We start from the raw sequence: 16,827 nt of genomic DNA, 5'->3' as shown, positions 1-16,827 counted from the left end.
ATCCGCTTCCTAGATCCGCGAGTTGCGCAGCGACTGCCACACGGCACCGGTCAGCGCCCGCGTCGCCCGGGGCACCGACAGACTCTCCTGCTCGCGGTACAGCGCCCAGTTGTACTGGACGAGCGACAGCTTGTTGGAGGACAGCGAACCTGCCTGGTGGGCCCTGTACACCGCCAGCGGTTCGAGGAGGCCCCGGGCGGCGGCACCGTCACGCATGATCGACAGCCACAGGGCGTAGTCCTGCCTCTTCCGCATCTCCGGCATCAGCCGCGTGCCAAGGGCGTTGCGGTCATACATGGCGGTCAGTGCGCCGATGTAGTCCCGGACCAGCATCGCGCGGTAGTCCACACGCTCTCTCGCTCGGACCACACGCCCATTCGGGATGAAATCAGTGCTTTCACCCTCATAATCGGCGTCCATCTTGTAGTAGGAGGTGAACGTCAGAGGCGCATCACCTGCCGCAGCGAAATCGAGTTGCCGCTCGGTCTTCTCCGGAAGCCACATGTCGTCACTGTCGAGAAAGGCGACGTAGTCCCCCCGGGCCCGCTCGATGGCAAGGTTGCGCGCCCGGCCGGCACCGCCCTGTTCGGGGGCCGATTCCGGCAGGACGCGATCGTCCTGCCGGGCGAACTCCATGAGCAGGTCCATGGAGCCGTCGGACGACTTGTCGTCGGTGATCAGCAGCTCCAGGTCGCTGTGGGTCTGCGTGAGCACCGACCGGACCGCCGCGCCGAGAGTGGCCGCCGAGTTGTACACGGGCATCACGACAGACACCAGGGGCACAGCACTTCTCCTTACTCAGTCATGAACGTCGGTCCATTCAAGCACTGCGATCGAGCAGGAGCTGCCACGCATGCCGTTGTCGCTGGTCAGGGCCGTGCGGGGGCTGCCGCCGGCCATCCGCGCCGCCGAGGCACCCGTACGCCGGGCATGAAAACGCCTCTGCCCCGCGAAGACATTCGCAGGGCAGAGGCTCACATGGGAATTGTGGAGATGGCGGGAATCGAACCCGCGTCCAACGGTGCAGAATCAGGGCTTCTCCGTGTGCAGTTCGCTGCGCTTTTCTCAGCCCCGGAGATCACGCGAACAAGTCTCCGACGGGCTCAGTCACTGTTTGATTTCCTTCCAGGCCCCGTGACCGGGTCTAGAAGTTTAGATCCCTTGATGATGCCAGGATCCGGGTCGGGATCACCCCCGGGCTGACACTTCGCAAGTCGCTACTTAGGCAGCGAGGGCGAAGGAATCGCGCTTGGTGTTGGCGATTATTGGTTGCGACATATGGTTTACGAGATCATTGCCGCTTCCTCGACACGCTTCCCCTGCTTCGACATCCGCTGTCGAAACCGATCATCCCCATGTTTTGTTTTCAATGCGTGCACCCGCTGTGGAGTGCAGTGCCATCGTACGTGACCAACGCGCGACGATGCCAGCCTATTCCTGCCGCCGCCCGGCGGAGCCGGGCCGGGCACGGTCCTACGCGCTCCGCTGGCGCCTGCGCGCCGCCGAGATCGCGCGGTTGGTCTCCCTCGTGTCCTGCTTCTCGCGGAGGGTCTGGCGCTTGTCGTACTCCTTCTTGCCCTTGGCGAGCGCGATCTCGACCTTGACCCGGCCGTCCTTGAAGTACAGCGCGAGCGGCACGATCGTGTGGCCGGTCTCGCCCGACTTCGACTCCAGCTTGTCGATCTCGGCCCGGTGCATCAGCAACTTGCGCTTCCGCTTGGCCGAGTGGTTGGTCCAGGTCCCCTGCACGTACTCGGGGACATGGATGTTGTGCAGCCACGCCTCGCCGCGGTCGATCTGGACGAAGCCGTCCACCAGGGAGGCCCGGCCCAGCCGCAGCGACTTGACCTCGGTGCCCATGAGCACGAGACCGCACTCGTAGGTGTCGAGGATGTGGTAGTCGTGCCGCGCCTTCTTGTTCTGCGCGATGAGCTTGCGCCCCGTGTCCTTTTCCTTAGCCATAGTGCGGCCATTTTCGCACTACGACCCACCCCCGAGGCCACTCAATACTGTTTCGGCCCGCTGCTCGGCCTTCGAGTCGACCGTGAGGTCCGGGGTGATGCCGCGTTCGTCGACGCTGCGCCCCGCCGGGGTGCGGTAGTGGCCCACGGTCAGCTCGGCCACCGAGCCGCCCGGGAGCTTGCTCGGCATCTGGACCGATCCCTTGCCGAAGGTCCGTGAGCCGACGGTGACGGCGCGGCCCCGGTCCTGGAGGGCACCGGTGAGGAGTTCGGCGGCGCTCATCGTGCCGCCGTCGACCAGGACGACGAGGGGGCGTTCGGTGTCGCCGCCCGGCTCCGCGTACAGGGCGCGCTGCTCGCCGTGCACGTCGTACGTGGCGACCAGGCCGCCGTCCAGGAAGGCGGAGGCGGCGGTGACGGCCTCGGTGACCAGGCCGCCGGAGTTGCCGCGGAGGTCGAGCAGCACCCCGGCGTCGGACGGGGCGCCCCGGACCGCGTCACGGACCTTGGCGCCCGAGCCCCTGGTGAACGAGTCGACCTCGATCATCACGGCCCCGGAGGAAGAGGAGGAAGAAGAGGAGGCGGCGGAGCGGGGCGGTCCCAGTCGTCGCACGGTCACGGGCTCGGTGGTGAGTCTGGCCCGGTGCAGTGTCTCGGTCCGCCGGCGGTCGCCGCGCGCGACGCCCAGGACAACGGTGGAGCCCTCGGCGGCCTCCGTACGGTCCCCGCGCAGCAGGGCGACGACCTCGGCCACGGGACGCCTGTCGACCCGCTGGCCGTCGATCGTACGGAGCAGGTCGCCGGGCTCGATGCCGGCCCGGTCGGCGGGGCTGCCGGGCTGTACCCGGGCCACCTCGACCTGCCCGTCGGCGGAGCGCTTCGCGGAGATCCCGACGCCGGTGTACGAGCCGTCCAGGGCCTGCTCGAACTCCTCGTACTGCCGCTCGTCGTACACCGCGCCCCAGCGGTCGCCGCTGCGGCTGACGACCTCCTCGGCCGCCTCCTTGCCGGACTTGCCGTCGGCCACGGCCCGCGCGGCGGCGTCCGCCACCTCGTCGCGGTCGACGGTGGAGGCCACGGAACGGGTCGCGAAGGACTCGGACTTCCCGCTGCCGCGCGGCAGCGAGCCGGTGACCGCGGCGGTGGCCAGCACACCGGCGAAAACCAATGTCAGAGCCGCCCCGCGGCGCACGCCGCGGGGCCCGAAACACTGCGTGGGGCCCGACATGGCGCCGAGTCTAGGACAACGCCCCCCGGCCGCACGGCCGGTTGGCCGCGCGGCCGGGGGGCGCTTGTCACACCTTGAGGTACTTGCGGAGCGCGAAGAGCGCGGCAACGGCGGGCATCAGCAGGCCGATCGCCAGGACCAGGGGCAGCTTGGTGAAGACCGCGTCCCAGCCGATGAAGTCGATCAGATTCAGCTTGCTCTGGAGTGCCAGGCCGCCGTCGATCAGGAAGTACCGGCCCGCCAGCAGCATCACGCAGGCCAGGACACCACCGATGAGACCGGCGAACGCAGCCTCCATGATGAACGGCATCTGGATGTAGAAGCCCGAGGCCCCGACGAGCCGCATGATGCCGGTCTCGCGCCGTCGGCTGAACGCGGACACCCGGACGGTGTTCACGATCAGCATCAGCGCGATGACCAGCATCAGCGCCATCACGAAGAGGGCGGCCACATTCATGCCGTTCATCAGCTGGAAGAGGTTGTCCAGGATGCTTCTCTGGTCCTGGACGGACTGCACCCCGTCACGGCCGGCGAAGGCGGTGGCGACGACCTTGTACTTCTTCGGGTCGTGGAGCTTGACCCGGAACGACTCCTGCATCTGGTCCGGCGTGATGTTGCTCGCCATGGGCGAGTCGCCGAACTGGTCCTGGTAGTGCTTGTACGCCTGGTCGGCGGACTCGTACGTGACCGTGTCGACGACGTCCATCTTGTGGAGGTCGCCCTCGATCTGCTTCTTCTGCTCCGCCGTGACGGCACCCTTGGCACACTTGGGCGTCGAGGTCACATCGCTCTTGCTGCAGAGGAAGATCGAGACGTTGACCTTGTCGTACCAGTAGTCCTTCATCGTGCTGACCTGCTCGCGCATGAGCAGCGCGCCGCCGAACAGGGCGAGCGAGAGGGCGACGGAGACGACGACGGCGAAGGTCATCGTGAGGTTGCGACGGAGGCCGACGCCGATCTCCGACAGGACGAACTGGGCGCGCATGGCGTCCTTTCAGTGCTCGATGCTCAGTGCTGGTAGCCGTAGACGCCGCGGGCCTGGTCACGTACGAGACGGCCCTGCTCCAGCTCGATGACGCGCTTGCGCATCTGGTCGACGATGTTCTGGTCGTGGGTCGCCATGATCACGGTGGTACCGGTCCGGTTGATCCGGTCCAGCAGCTTCATGATGCCGACGGAGGTCTGCGGGTCGAGGTTGCCGGTCGGCTCGTCCGCGATCAGCAGCATGGGGCGGTTCACGAACGCCCGCGCGATCGCCACGCGCTGCTGCTCACCACCGGAGAGCTCACCGGGCATCCGGTCCTCCTTGCCACCGAGGCCGACCAGGTCGAGAACCTGGGGCACCGCCTTGCGGATCTCGCCGCGCGGCTTTCCGATGACCTCCTGGGCGAACGCCACGTTCTCCGCAACGGTCTTGTTGGGCAGGAGCCTGAAGTCCTGGAACACGGTGCCCAGCTGGCGCCGCATGTGCGGCACCTTCCAGTTGGACAGGCGCGCGAGGTCCTTGCCCAGGACGTGGACCATGCCCTGGCTGGCGCGCTCCTCACGGAGGATGAGTCGCATGAAGGTGGACTTGCCGGAGCCGGATGAGCCCACCAGGAAGACGAACTCGCCCTTCTCGATATCGAGAGACACATCCCGTAGAGCGGGACGGCTCTGCTTCGGGTAGGTCTTGGAGACGTTGTCGAATCGGATCACGGATGCACCACGGTCGGCCGGGAGTAGGTGTGCGTGACCATACGCGACCCGGACTGAGGCGTGCAGGCGCGCGTCCGGGGATGGGCGATTTATGGCGGAACGGTACCGGCCGGACGCGGGTCCGAAGCGCGACGGAACGGGTGATGTCCGGCGGGCCGCGCCGAAATCCGCGCGAGCTGGCACAGTGGTAGGGGGAACGGTTGCGTTTCCATGAGCGTTGTGCGGAGAGAAAGCGTATGCGGCTCCGCCGCGCGGGAGGAGGAAAGCGCATGACCTATGACCGACTGGTGTGCGCGAACTGCGCGGCGCCCGTCAACGAGGGCCGTTGCCCCGTGTGCCGGGCGAGCCGTGCGCGGCTGCAGCAGGAACAGGAGCAGGGAATGTTCGCCGGGCTGAACCCGGTGATGCTGGTGGCCCTGCTGGTGGTGTTGCTGGGCGCGCTGGCGCTGCTGGCGCACCAGAGCGTGTAGCCGCGCGGGCAAGTAGCTGCGCGGACATATGACCGCGCGCTCCACCCGGTCGCCCGCAGGCGTCGGGACGTGTACGTGGAGGGGCCCGGGATGCCGATCGGCGTCCCGGGCCCCTCTGTGTCGCTCTGTTACCGCAGGTGACCCTTAGGCGACCGTACGGCCGTTCATCAGGCGCGGCATGACCCGGAAGCCGATGCCTCCGGCGATCATCGTCGCGGCGCCGACCAGCAGGAACGTGGTCTCGGCGGCACCGGTCTCGGCGAGCTCGTCCTTGCCCTTGCCCTGCTCGACCGGCTGGTTGCCGGCGGAGTCGGGAGTGGTGTTGTCCGCGCAGTTCGCGCCGTCGAGGTCGACGGTGCAGTTGCCGGTGTCGCCGCCGGTGGCGGAGCCGGTGGTACCGCCGTTACCGGTGGTGCCGCCGTTGTCCGTGCCACCGTTGCCGGAGGATCCGTTACCGCCGTTGCCGTTGCCGCCGTTGCTGCCGTTGCCGCCGGACTGGTGGCCACCGTTGCCGTTGCCACCGCCGTTGTCGTGGCCGCCGTTGCCGTTGCCACCGTTGTTGCCGTTGCCGCCGTTGTCGTTTCCGGCGTCGGTTCCGGCGTCCGTACCGGCGTCGGTGCCCGCGTCCGTACCGGCGTCCGTACCCGCATCGGTTCCGGCGTCGGTGCCCGCGTCCGTACCGGCGTCGGTGCCCGCGTCGGTCCCGGCGTCCGTACCCGCATCGGTGCCCGCATCGGTCCCGGCGTCCGTACCCGCGTCCGTACCGGCGTCGGTGCCCGCGTCGGTCCCGGCGTCCGTACCCGCATCGGTACCGGCGTCGGTACCCGCGTCGGTCCCGGCGTCCACGCCGCCCAGGTCGCCGCCGCCGTCGGAGTCACCCTCGGGAGACTTGATGTCGGCGTCGATACCCAGGCCGCTCTCGTCGGCCTCCGCCTTCGCGGAGATGCCGCCGAGGTCGACACCGATCCCGACCGCCGAAGCCGCACCGGCGGCGGTGAGCGAGGCGCCCGCGGCGATGACCGCACCCGCGGCGATCCGCGCGACGCGGACTCGCGTCTTCTTCGTCATGTGCTGCTACCCCCAGTAGCTGTTCTCGTCAGTGGAGCAGCCATATGCGGGCCCCGGCTCTGCGGGGTTCGCTCCGAACAGCGCCACATGGAGCCGTGGTCATGCCGCCCGCCCCCGTTCACACCCGTCCCAGACATACGCATGCTGCCCTAGCACCCTGTCCACAGTTAAGGACTACGTCAAGGCCGTTCCGTGCAATATGAACCGATTTGAAGGGAGTTGGTCTCCATTCGGAGTCACGACTGTGACGGACTCACCACAGCTCCCGCGCAACCCGGAACTCCAACTCCCCTTCGGGGACTGCCCCGTGCGCCCGACGAAAACGGCGGTGCCGGAGACCCCGCAGGGTTTCCGGCACCGCCGTGAACGCTTGCCGTTCCTACTTCTCCCGCTGCTTGCGCCAGCGGATGCCCGCCTCCAGGAAGCCGTCGATCTCGCCGTTGAAGACCGCTTCCGGGTTGCCCATCTCGAACTCCGTACGCAGGTCCTTGACCATCTGGTACGGGTGCAGGACGTACGACCGCATCTGGTTGCCCCAGGAGTTGCCGCCGTCGCCCTTGAGGGCGTCCATCTTGGCCTGCTCCTCCTGGCGTCGGCGTTCGAGGAGCTTCGCCTGGAGGACGTTCATCGCGGATGCCTTGTTCTGGATCTGCGAGCGCTCGTTCTGGCAGGAGACCACGATGCCGGTCGGGAGGTGGGTCAGACGGACCGCCGAGTCCGTGGTGTTGACGCCCTGGCCGCCGGGGCCCGACGAGCGGTACACGTCCACGCGCAGCTCGGACTCGTCGATCTCGATGTGGTCGGTCTGCTCGACCACCGGCAGCACCTCGACGCCCGCGAAGGACGTCTGGCGGCGGCCCTGGTTGTCGAAGGGCGAGATCCGGACGAGCCGGTGGGTGCCCTGCTCGACGGAGAGCGTGCCGTAGGCGTACGGCACCTGGACGGCGAAGGTGGTCGACTTGATGCCGGCCTCCTCCGCGTACGACGTCTCGTAGACCTCGGTCTTGTAGCCGTGCCGCTCGGCCCAGCGGATGTACATGCGCTGGAGCTTCTCGGCGAAGTCGGCCGCGTCCACGCCACCGGCCTCGGCGCGGATGTTGACCAGGGCCTCGCGGGAGTCGTACTCGCCGGAGAGGAGCGTACGGACCTCCATCTCGTCCAGCGCCTTGCGGACCGACTCCAGCTCGGACTCGGCCTCGGCCAGGGCGTCGGCGTCGCCCTCGTCCTGGGCGAGCTCGAAGAGGACTTCGAGATCGTCGATCCGGCCGCGGAGGGCCTCGGTCTTGCGGACCTCGGCCTGGAGGTGCGAAAGCTTGCTGGTGATCTTCTGCGCCGCCTCGGGGTCGTCCCAGAGGGAAGGCGCGGCCGCCTGCTCCTCGAGCGCGGCGATGTCCGCCCTCAGCGCATCCAGGTCCAGGACGGCCTCGATCGACCCCATGGTCGAGGAGAGGGACTTCAGCTCTTCGGAAATATCGACGACTGCCACGGGTCCAGCGTAACGGCTGTCGGCACGGACGTTCCTCGGACCACATGATCAGGACCTCGCAGCCGGGTGCCGGGCGCCTTCGCGGGCCGCTCCGGGTCCGCCGGAACGGCCCCGCGAAGCCGCTCGGGTCAGGGCGTGCCGGGTGCCGAGGTCCCCGTCTCCTTCGCGGGTGCGCCCGCGTCGTCGTCGCTCAGGGCCAGCCAGCCGCCCACGCCCAGCGCGACGAGCAGCACCAGGGCCGCGGCGCCCAGGGTGAGGCGGCGCTTGCGGACGGCGGCGGACTTGTTGCGGGCCGAGCCGGGGCGGGGCGTGCCCGGGGAGCGGGGGGCCCTGGCGGTGCCGCGGGGGCCGCCGGAGAGTTCGTCGGGGGCCGGGACGCGCATGCTCGTGTGGGTGTCGCGGTTGGCGTCGGCGGACGAGCCGGGGACCAGCGGGACCGCGCCTCGGCGGCGGGGCTCCTCGGGGGCGGGGGCGTACTGCTGCTCGTCGTACGCCTGGGGTTCCGGCTCGGTGTCCGGTTCGTCCACGTCGAGCGGCGGGATGCCGGCCAGGTGCGGGAGCTGCTCGCGCAGCCGGGCCGCAAGCTCGGAGGCGCGCAGCCGGGAGGCGGGGGCCTTGGCCAGGCACTGGACCAGGAGCTGCCAGAGTTCGTCGGGGATGCCGGGGAGCGGTACGACTGTCTCCGTGACGTGCCGGCGCAGTACGGCGCCGGGGTGTCCGCCGCCGAAGGGCGTGAAGCCGGCGAGCAGTTCGTACAGGACCGTCGCGAGGGCGTAGATGTCGACGGCGGCGCGTGGCGGCAGCCCCTCGACTATCTCGGGCGCCAGGTAGTCCGGCGTGCCGATGATCTTGGTGGCCTTGGTGCGGCGGGGGGTGTCGATCAGCTTGGCCACGCCGAAGTCGGTGAGCAGCGCCGGGTGCGAGTTGCCGGGGCCGAGCGGGCCCTCCATGTCGAGCAGGATGTTCTCCGGCTTGACGTCGCGGTGGACCACACCGGCGGCGTGTGCGGCGGCGAGGCCGTCGGCGACGTCCGCGATGATCGCCACGGCGGCCTCGGGCGCGAGGCGGCGTTCGCGGTCCAGCCGGGTGCGCAGGTCGGTGCCGCGCACCAGGTCCATGACCAGCGCCAGGTCGTTGCCGTCCACCACGAGGTCGCGGACGGCTACCACGTGCGGATGGTCGAGCCCGAGCAGGGCGGTGCGCTCCTGGACGAAGCGGCCCACGAGTTCCTGGTCGGACGCGAGGTCCTCGCGGAGCAGCTTGATGGCCACCGGGCCCTCTGGCCCCTCGCCGAGCCAGACCGTGCCGGCGCTGCCGCGCCCCAGGATCTGGTGTGCGGTGTACCGGCTGCCGATATTCCGTGCCAAGACTGCTCCCTCAGCGGCTGGCGATGGACCGTCGCTCATGACCCCCCGGTCGACAAAGTTACGCGTCGGCCGGGGGGTTGAGTGCCCGGGATGGTGCCAACCTTCACTTCCGCGGGCGATATGCGGTGGAAACTGGCCCGCGGAAGTCGATATAGCTACAGAAATAGCTACAGAATTGATGGTGTTGCGGCCGCTCAGGGGCCGGTGTTGCCGCCGCCGCTGTCGCTGCCGCCGCCCAGTTCCGAGATCCAGTCGGTGACGGTGGAGATCGCGTCGCCGATCGCCTTCCAGTAGCTCTTGCCCTGGCCGATCCAGTCCTGCAGCGGGGTCAGTTCCCAGATCAGCCAGCCCGCGACGAACAGCAGCACCAGGGTGAACAGGCAGCCCTTGAGGCAGCCGAGGCCGGGGATCCGCATCGGGTTGGCGCTGCGCTGCCTCGGCTCGCGGGGCTGACGCGGGGCCGGCGGCTGGGGCGCCGGCTGCTGCGGAGGCGCGTACTGCTGCCGCTGGGGCTGCTGTTGGGGCTGCGGCTGGTACTGCTGCTGCCGGTGCTGGGGGTACTGCTGCTGCGGCTGCTGGTACTGCTGGGGCGGCGGCTGCTGGCGCCGCTGAGGCTGCTGTTGCTGGGGCTGCGGGCGCTGGGGGCGGCGGCGCAGCGGGTCCTGGCCCGGGTCGAGGTACTGGACCTGGGTCTGCTCGTTGCGGTCGCGGGCCGCCTGGAGCTGGGACTGCCAGGGGTGCGGACCGTCGGGCTCCGGAGCTCCGTCCGGACGCGGCGGCACGGGCGGCATGACCGAGGTCGGGTCGGCGTGGCCACCCGGGCCGGGGGCGTGCTGCATGACGCTGGTGGCGGCGTTCGGGTCGTACGAGCCGGCGTTGCTCGGCAGCACCTGCGTCGGGTCCGCCGCGCCGGGGGTCTCCGGAACGGCGGCGGGCGCCGGGTCGGGGGCGAGCAGGGCACCCACGCCGTCGGCCGCGGCGATCTGGGCGGAGCTGGCGTGCACACCGATGCCGGCCGCGACGGTGCGCAGACCGCGGGCCAGGTTCTCGGCGCTGGGCCGCCGGTCGGGGTCCTTGCTCAGGCAGCGCTCTATCACCGTCCACAGCGGGGCCGGGACGTTGGAGGGGCGGCGGGGCTCCTCGCTGAGGTGGCGGTGCAGCACTTCGAGGGCGGTGCCGCCGGCGAACGGCGGGCGGCCGGTGACCAGCTCGTAGAGCAGGATGCCCGCGCCGTAGATGTCGACGGCGGAGGTCTGCGGGCGGCCCTCGGCGGACTCGGGCGCCACGTAGGCGGGGGTGCCGACGAACTCATGGGTCCGGGTGAGCCCCGGGGAGTCGGCCAGGCGGGCGATGCCGAAGTCGGTGAGCATCGGGCGCATCTGGCCGTCGCGCTCGTCGAGCAGGACGTTGGCCGGCTTCAGGTCGCGGTGCACGACGCCGTCGGCGTGGCTGGCGGCGAGCGCGTCCGCGATCTGCGCGGTGAGCAGCGCGGCGGCGACCGGGGTGAGCGGGCCGTTCTCGCGGAGGTAGCGGTGCAGGTCGGGGCCGTCGATCAGGTCCATGACGAGGGCGAGGAGGTCGCCCTCGACGACCAGGTCGCGGGTACGCACGATGTTCTCGTGGGTGAGCCGCAGCAGCACGGAGCGCTCGCGCAGGAACCGCATCACGACGTCGGCGTCGTTGGCGAGCTCCTCCTTCAGGACCTTGATCGCCACGGTCTCGCCGGGCTCGCCGGCGACGGCCGCCTCGGCGCCCGCGGTCTCCCGCTGGCGGGCACGCCAGACGGTGCCCGTGGCGCCGCGTCCGAGCGGCTCCTCCAGGAGGTACTTGCTGCCTACCGGCCGCACGTCATGCGCTCCCTGTAGATCGTGGTGCTTACGGTGTTCCCGGATCCGCCGGGAGTTCCGGCCCAACTCTAGGGCCTGTCGTCAAACTGCCGTGGCCGCCCGGAAGGCTGCCGTTGCCGCCCGGAAGGCCGCCGGGTGCCGTCCTGCGGCGTGCACCCGCCCACCGCGGCCGGTGCCGCCCGAGGCGGTACCGGGCCGTTGCGGAACAAGACGCTCACATCGGGCGGATGGTTGCCGCACACGTGTACGACAAACCGTCCCGGAGGCTCTTGCGGAACGGTTCCGTCACCGCGGACAGCGTTCCAAGCAGGCACTTATGGGCGCACAGCCGACGTTTCAAGATCACTTAGCGGTGACCGCCGGGCGTGTTGTCAGTGGCAGGTGCGAGGATGCCTCCAGCACGGAGTGTGGGGTCGGGAGCCCCGCGAGCCGTGACGAACCTGTACCGGACGACGCGTCCGTGTCGGGTGGGGGGAATCACAGGGCGTTTCCCCCTGCCCGGCGCCCCGCGCAGAAGGGACCGCTGACGGCGATGCAGATCCGGCTGACCGTCCTCGCGCCGCGCAGCGGCCAGACCCCGGCGCGCGCGTGCGACGTGCTGGTCACCGCCCCGTCGGGGACGGCGCTCGCCACCGTGGCTTCCAACCTGGCCGCCGCGGTCCTGGGGCCCGACGGCTCGCTCGGCAGCGGCGCGGTGGTGCTGTTCGCCGGGCGCGAGCGGCTCGACGCGCAGCGGTGCGCCCTGGGTGAGCCACCGCTGGTGGACGGGGCGGTGCTCTCGCTCCAGGTCCCGGGCGAGGACGAGGCGGTGGACGACGCCGTTCCGGCGCGGCTGCACGTGGTCGCGGGGCCGGACGCGGGCGGGGTCCATCTGCTGCACGGCGGCAGGATCCGGATCGGCCGCTCCGCCGACGCGGACGTGCCGCTCGACGACCCCGATGTGTCCCGGCTGCACTGCGCGGTGACGGTCTCCGCCGACGGCCTGGTCTCGGTGGCGGACCTCGGCTCCACCAACGGCACCCTGCTGGACGGCGCGGAGGTCCGCGACCGCCCGGTCCGGCTGAAGCCCGGTGCGCTGCTGCGGCTCGGCGAGTCCACGCTCCGGCTGACCTCGGGCGCCCCCGAGCCCGCGCTGGCCACGGCGCCGGACGGCGAGGGCCACCTACGGGTGTCCGGCACGACGGCCGCGGCCGGTGCCGACGGGCGTACCGCCGAGGAGCACGGCTCCGGCCATGGGTACGCCCCGCCGCCTTCCCCCGGCTCCGGACCCGCTCCCCACCAGGGGTCCGGTCACGCGTACGGCGACGGGGACGGTGCCGACGGGCGCCCCGGCGCGGCACGGCCCGCACCGGGCGACGAGTCGCCCCGGCGGGGCGGGATAGGCGCCTGGGCCCGCCGGCTCGCGGGCAACAAGGGCGAGCCCGTCCACGAGGCGGCACCCGACGGGGCGGGCACGGCCGAGCCGGTGTTCCCGGCCGGCCGGGCGGCGCCTCCGGGGCCCGCCGCGCAGAGCGTCTGGCCCGACCCGGCGGCCGTGCTGCTGACCGCGCTCGGCCCCGGCCCCCGGCTGTGGGAGCGCGGCGCCACCCACCCCGAGGCGCTCGTGGTGCGGCTGGGCACGACCGACCGGGCCGAGCTGCCCGCGGTGCCGGTCACGGTGGGGCTGCGGGAGGCCGGTTCGCTCGGGCTCGCCGGGCCGCGGACCAGGCTGGCCGGGCTCGCCCGTTCGACGGTGGCCCAGCTCGCCGCGCTGCACTCCCCCGCCGATCTGGAGATCGTGCTGATCAGCACGGACCGCGCCCGGAGCGCGGAGGAGCGCAGACGCGAGTGGGCCTGGCTCGGCTGGCTGCCCCATCTGCGGCCGATGCACGGCCAGGAGTGCCGGCTGCTCCTGGCGTACGACCGCGACCAGGCCACCGCCCGTACGACGGAGCTGGTGCGCCGGCTGGACGACGGGCCGCTCGGGCCCGGCTGGGCGAGCCAGGACCGCGCCACGATCGCCGAGGCCGCGCAGCGGTACACCGGGCCGTACACCGTGGTGATCGTCGACGGCGACCCCGGCTCGGCGGCGCTGCGCGAGAACACCGCCCGGCTTGCCGCCGCCGGTGCAGCGGCGGGCGTCCATCTGATCTGTCTGGCCGAGACCCCGGCCGCCACCCCCACCTCACCGGTCGCGGCGACGTACGAGGCCGCCTGCCACGCCTCGATCGCGTTCCGCGAGTGCGGGGCGGTGGCGATGCTGAGCGGCGATGTGGCGACGGCCCTGCGGCTGCTGCGGACGGCGGACGGCCGGGCCGCGGGCCGGGGCACGGTCGCCGCGGTGGACGCGGTGTCGGCGCACTGGGCCGAGCGGTTCGGCCGGGCGCTGGCCCCGTTGCGCACGGAGGGTGCCGCCACCGCACACGGCCGGCCGGCGGCCGCGCTCCCGACCACCGCCCGGCTGCTGGACGAGCTGGGCCTGGCCCGCGCCACCCCGGCCTCCCTGATGGCCCGCTGGGCCTCCACCGCGGACGACCAGCCCGGTGCCACGGTGCGCGGCTCGGGCCGCTGGACGGGCGGACCGGCGGGCGGCGGCACGGACGGCGGCGACACGGACAGCCCCGGCTCGGGCCGTACGGAGTATCCGCGCGGCCCGGCCCCCCGGGTCGGCGCCCAGCGGCTGGGCGGCGCGCCCGGCCCCGACGGCACGGGCGGATACGCCCCGGGCTCGGGCCGCACCCCGTACCCCGGCAGTGAGAACGCCACGCACATCGGCACCCCGGCCCACCCCTTCGCCCCCGACGGCGCCCACGGTTCCGGCCGCACCCCGTACCCGGACTCGGGCCGCACCCCGTACCCCGGCGGTTCCGCGCCCCGGGTCGGCGGGCAGCGTTACGGCGGCGCGCCCGGGGACACCCCGAGCTCGCGGACCGTTCCCGGGACCGGGACCGGCTCCTGGGGCAGTGGCGGCGGTGACGTCCAGGGGACCGGCAGTCCGCGTTCCGCCGGATCCGGGCGCGGCTCGAACCGGGTCAGCGGGCCGCGCGGCAGCGACACCCCCCGGATCGCCGCGCGAGGCGCCGAGAGCGCCGCCACCCCCGGACACCCCGCCGCGGAGGCCACCGCGGGCGCCGAGCCGGACACCGGCACGCCCGCCCCCGCCACCACCGAAGGCACCGCCCCGGTCGGGCGGCCCGTGGTGGTGCTCGGGGCCGGGCCCCGGGGCGCGGTCAGCGTGGATCTGGCGGAGGAGGGCCCGCACCTCCTCATCGAGGGACCGGCCGGCAGCGGGCGCACGGAGTTGCTGCGGGCCGTCGCCGCCTCGCTCGCCGCGGCCGCCCGCCCCGACCTGCTGGGCATCCTGCTGGTCGACGGCGCGGGCGGCGACCGCGGCGAGGGCCTTCGTCCCTGTACCGAACTCCCGCACGCGTTCATGCACCTGGTGGCCTCCGATCCGGTCCGGATGCGGGAGTTCGCGCAGGCGCTGGGCGGTGAGCTGAAACGTCGCGCCGAGCTGCTCGGCCCGTACGACTTCACCGAGTGGCATCACCGGCACGAGGTGGCCCGGCGGATGGTCGGCCAGCGCCCGCCGGCCGGCACGGAACAGCGCGGTGACGTGGACGCCCCGATGAGCGGGACGCTCCGGCTGCGCCCCGCCGCCCCGTCCTCGGCCCCCGGGCCCTCCCCGCTGCCCCGGCTCGTCGTCCTGGTCGACGACTTCGACGCGCTGGTCGCCCCGGCGCTCGGCAGCCCCGGCCGCCCCGCCGCCGGTTCGGTGGTGCGGGCCCTGGAGACCGTGGCGCGGGAGGGCGGCCGGCTGGGCGTCCACCTGGTCGCGGCGTCGGCCCGCCCGGAGCGCACGGAGGACACCGACCTGGCCCACGGGGCCCGGCTGCGCATCGTGCTGGACGCGCCGGTGGTCCAGCCGTCGCCGGAGGACCCGGCGCCCGGGCGGGGCAGGCTCGGGCATCCGGACGGGCGGGTGACGCCGTTCCAGGGCGGCCGGGTGACCGGGCGCATCCCGCGTACCGCCACGCTGCGGCCCACCGTCGTGCCGCTGGAGTGGGAGCGGATGGGCGATCCGCCGACCCGGCGCCCGGTCCGCGAGCTGGGCAACGGACCGACGGACCTGGCGCTGCTCGCCAGTGCTCTGGAGTGGGCGGCCCGTTCGGTGAACGCCGAGCCGATAGCCCCGCTCGGGCCCGTCCACAGCTGACCGGGCCCGGGTCCGGACATCCACTGACATCACGTCACGAGCCCATCACGATCAAGGAGTTGACACGAGAAGCGGTATTGCGGCGTCCGTGGGGCGGGCGTAGGACTGTGCGCACACAACGATGTGAGAGACGGGGAAGCAATGCGCACAACCCTTCGGATCAGCAGGGCCGCCGCGGTGTTCACCGCTGTCGGCGCACTGGCCCTCACCGGCTGCAGTGACGACGGCGGCGGGAAGGACAAGCCGGACAAGGGCTCGGGGAGCGGCAAGCAGAGCTCGTCGGTCGCCCTGCCCAAGCTGGACGGCGAGAAGCTGTCGGTCGCGGCCGTCTGGACCGGTGCCGAACAGGCCAACTTCGTCAAGGTCCTCAAGGAGTTCGAGAACCGCACGGGCGCGAAGGTCACCTTCGTCCCGGCCCAGGACCCGATCGTCAACTTCCTCGGTACGAAGATCGCGGGAGGTCAGCCGCCGGACGTCGCGATGATCCCGCAGGTCGGCGCGATCCAGCAGGCCGCGCAGAAGAAGTGGGCGAAGCCGGTCGGTCCGGAGGCCAAGGCCCAGCTGGCAAAGAACTACTCGAAGGTCTGGCAGGACCTGGGCGCGGTGGACGGCACCCAGTACGGCGTGTACTTCAAGGCCGCCAACAAGTCCCTGATCTGGTACAACGCCAAGGCGTTCGAGAACGCGGGCGCGGCCGAGCCGAAGACCTGGAAGGACTTCCTGAAGACCGCCGAGACGGTCTCCGCCTCGGGTGTCACCCCGGTCTCGGTCGGTGGCGCGGACGGCTGGACCCTCACCGACTGGTTCGAGAACATCTACCTCTCCCAGGCCGGTCCGGAGAAGTACGACCAGCTGGCCCAGCACAAGATCAAGTGGACGGACCCGTCCGTCAAGGCGGCGCTGACCACGCTCGCCGAGCTCTTCGGCAAGCCGTCGCTGATCGCGGGCGGCGCCGACGGCGCGCTGCAGACGGAGTTCCCGGCCTCGGTCACCCAGACCTTCACCGGCGGTGACCAGCCCAAGGCCGCGATGGTCTTCGAGGGCGACTTCGTGGGCGTCAACATCGCGCAGACGAAGGCGAAGATCGGGACCGACGCCAAGGTGTTCCCGTTCCCGGCGGTCGGCGCCGAGTCCCCCGTCGTGACCGGTGGCGACGCCGCGGTGGCGCTGAAGGACGGCAAGGGCGCCCAGGCGCTGCTGACCTGGCTGGCCTCGACCGATGCCGCGCAGATCATGGCCGAGCAGGGCGGGTTCATCTCGCCGAACAAGGGCCTGGACGCCACCGCGTACCCCAACGAGGTGCAGCGCACGATGGCGAAGGCGCTGGTCGCGGCCGGTGACTCCGTCCGGTTCGACATGTCCGACCAGGCGCCGCAGTCGTTCGGCGGGACGCCCGGCAAGGGTGAGTGGAAGACCCTCCAGGACTTCCTGAAGAACCCGAAGGACATCGCGGGGACTCAAGCGAAGCTGGAGTCCGACGCGGCCAAGGCGTACAAGAGCTGACGGG

The 16,827-nt window shown here is 71.7% G+C and carries 12 protein-coding genes and 1 other RNA gene; 3 read left to right on the top strand and 10 right to left on the bottom strand.

All coding sequences use genetic code 11. The features are described from left to right. Nucleotides 1-9 precede the first annotated feature (9 nt). From EES42_RS40620 to ftsE, 6 genes are all read right to left on the bottom strand, one after another. Nucleotides 10-783: a glycosyltransferase family 2 protein gene (locus EES42_RS40620; protein WP_124723237.1), complete on the bottom strand. Its 774-nt coding sequence runs from the start codon at nucleotides 781-783 to the stop codon at nucleotides 10-12. Between the two features lie 202 nt (nucleotides 784-985). After that, nucleotides 986-1,355: a transfer-messenger RNA gene (gene ssrA, locus EES42_RS40615) on the bottom strand. A gap of 118 nt (nucleotides 1,356-1,473) precedes the next feature. Then, nucleotides 1,474-1,962, bottom strand: coding sequence for an SsrA-binding protein SmpB (smpB, locus tag EES42_RS40610; RefSeq protein ID WP_124723236.1), 489 nt, complete (start codon nucleotides 1,960-1,962; stop codon nucleotides 1,474-1,476). Between the two features lie 18 nt (nucleotides 1,963-1,980). Continuing rightward, nucleotides 1,981-3,189: a S41 family peptidase gene (locus EES42_RS40605; RefSeq protein ID WP_124723235.1), complete on the bottom strand. Its 1,209-nt coding sequence runs from the start codon at nucleotides 3,187-3,189 to the stop codon at nucleotides 1,981-1,983. 67 nt (nucleotides 3,190-3,256) lie between these two features. Next, entirely contained in the window at nucleotides 3,257-4,174 is a 918-nt protein-coding gene (gene ftsX / locus EES42_RS40600) for a permease-like cell division protein FtsX (protein ID WP_124723234.1), read from the bottom strand. A 23-nt stretch (nucleotides 4,175-4,197) separates the two neighbouring features. Further along, complete coding sequence (ftsE, locus tag EES42_RS40595; RefSeq protein ID WP_124723233.1) at nucleotides 4,198-4,887, bottom strand: cell division ATP-binding protein FtsE; 690 nt, start codon at nucleotides 4,885-4,887, stop codon at nucleotides 4,198-4,200. 269 nt (nucleotides 4,888-5,156) lie between these two features. Here ftsE and EES42_RS40590 point away from each other — a divergent pair, with 269 nt between their 5' ends. Continuing rightward, on the top strand, nucleotides 5,157-5,357 hold the full coding sequence (locus tag EES42_RS40590) for a hypothetical protein (protein WP_124723232.1): 201 nt from the start codon (nucleotides 5,157-5,159) through the stop codon (nucleotides 5,355-5,357). A gap of 144 nt (nucleotides 5,358-5,501) precedes the next feature. Here the strand turns inward: EES42_RS40590 and EES42_RS40585 are convergent, their stop codons facing one another. From EES42_RS40585 to EES42_RS40570, 4 genes are all read right to left on the bottom strand, one after another. Continuing rightward, entirely contained in the window at nucleotides 5,502-6,425 is a 924-nt protein-coding gene (locus EES42_RS40585; protein ID WP_124723231.1) for a hypothetical protein, read from the bottom strand. Between the two features lie 379 nt (nucleotides 6,426-6,804). After that, entirely contained in the window at nucleotides 6,805-7,911 is a 1,107-nt protein-coding gene (gene prfB, locus EES42_RS40580) for a peptide chain release factor 2 (RefSeq protein ID WP_124723230.1), read from the bottom strand. A 128-nt stretch (nucleotides 7,912-8,039) separates the two neighbouring features. Then, nucleotides 8,040-9,278, bottom strand: coding sequence for a serine/threonine-protein kinase (locus EES42_RS40575; RefSeq protein ID WP_124723229.1), 1,239 nt, complete (start codon nucleotides 9,276-9,278; stop codon nucleotides 8,040-8,042). 194 nt (nucleotides 9,279-9,472) lie between these two features. After that, complete coding sequence (locus EES42_RS40570) at nucleotides 9,473-11,125, bottom strand: serine/threonine-protein kinase (protein ID WP_124723228.1); 1,653 nt, start codon at nucleotides 11,123-11,125, stop codon at nucleotides 9,473-9,475. A 532-nt stretch (nucleotides 11,126-11,657) separates the two neighbouring features. On the opposite strand from EES42_RS40570, the gene EES42_RS40565 reads away from it, so the two are divergent. Both EES42_RS40565 and EES42_RS40560 read left to right on the top strand, forming a co-directional pair. Next, a complete protein-coding gene (locus EES42_RS40565) occupies nucleotides 11,658-15,320 on the top strand; it encodes an FHA domain-containing protein (RefSeq protein WP_124723227.1) in 3,663 nt (1,220 codons plus the stop codon). 141 nt (nucleotides 15,321-15,461) lie between these two features. After that, nucleotides 15,462-16,823 carry an ABC transporter substrate-binding protein gene (locus EES42_RS40560; protein WP_124723226.1) on the top strand — a complete coding sequence of 454 codons (1,362 nt, stop codon included), beginning with the start codon at nucleotides 15,462-15,464 and terminating at the stop codon, nucleotides 16,821-16,823. Nucleotides 16,824-16,827 lie beyond the last annotated feature (4 nt).

This window comes from Streptomyces sp. ADI95-17 (assembly GCF_003846175.1).
In the GTDB taxonomy this organism is placed as follows: domain Bacteria; phylum Actinomycetota; class Actinomycetes; order Streptomycetales; family Streptomycetaceae; genus Streptomyces; species Streptomyces sanglieri.
The sequence above is the reverse complement of the archived record's forward strand: the minus strand, read 5'-3'. Positions and strand labels throughout refer to the sequence as shown.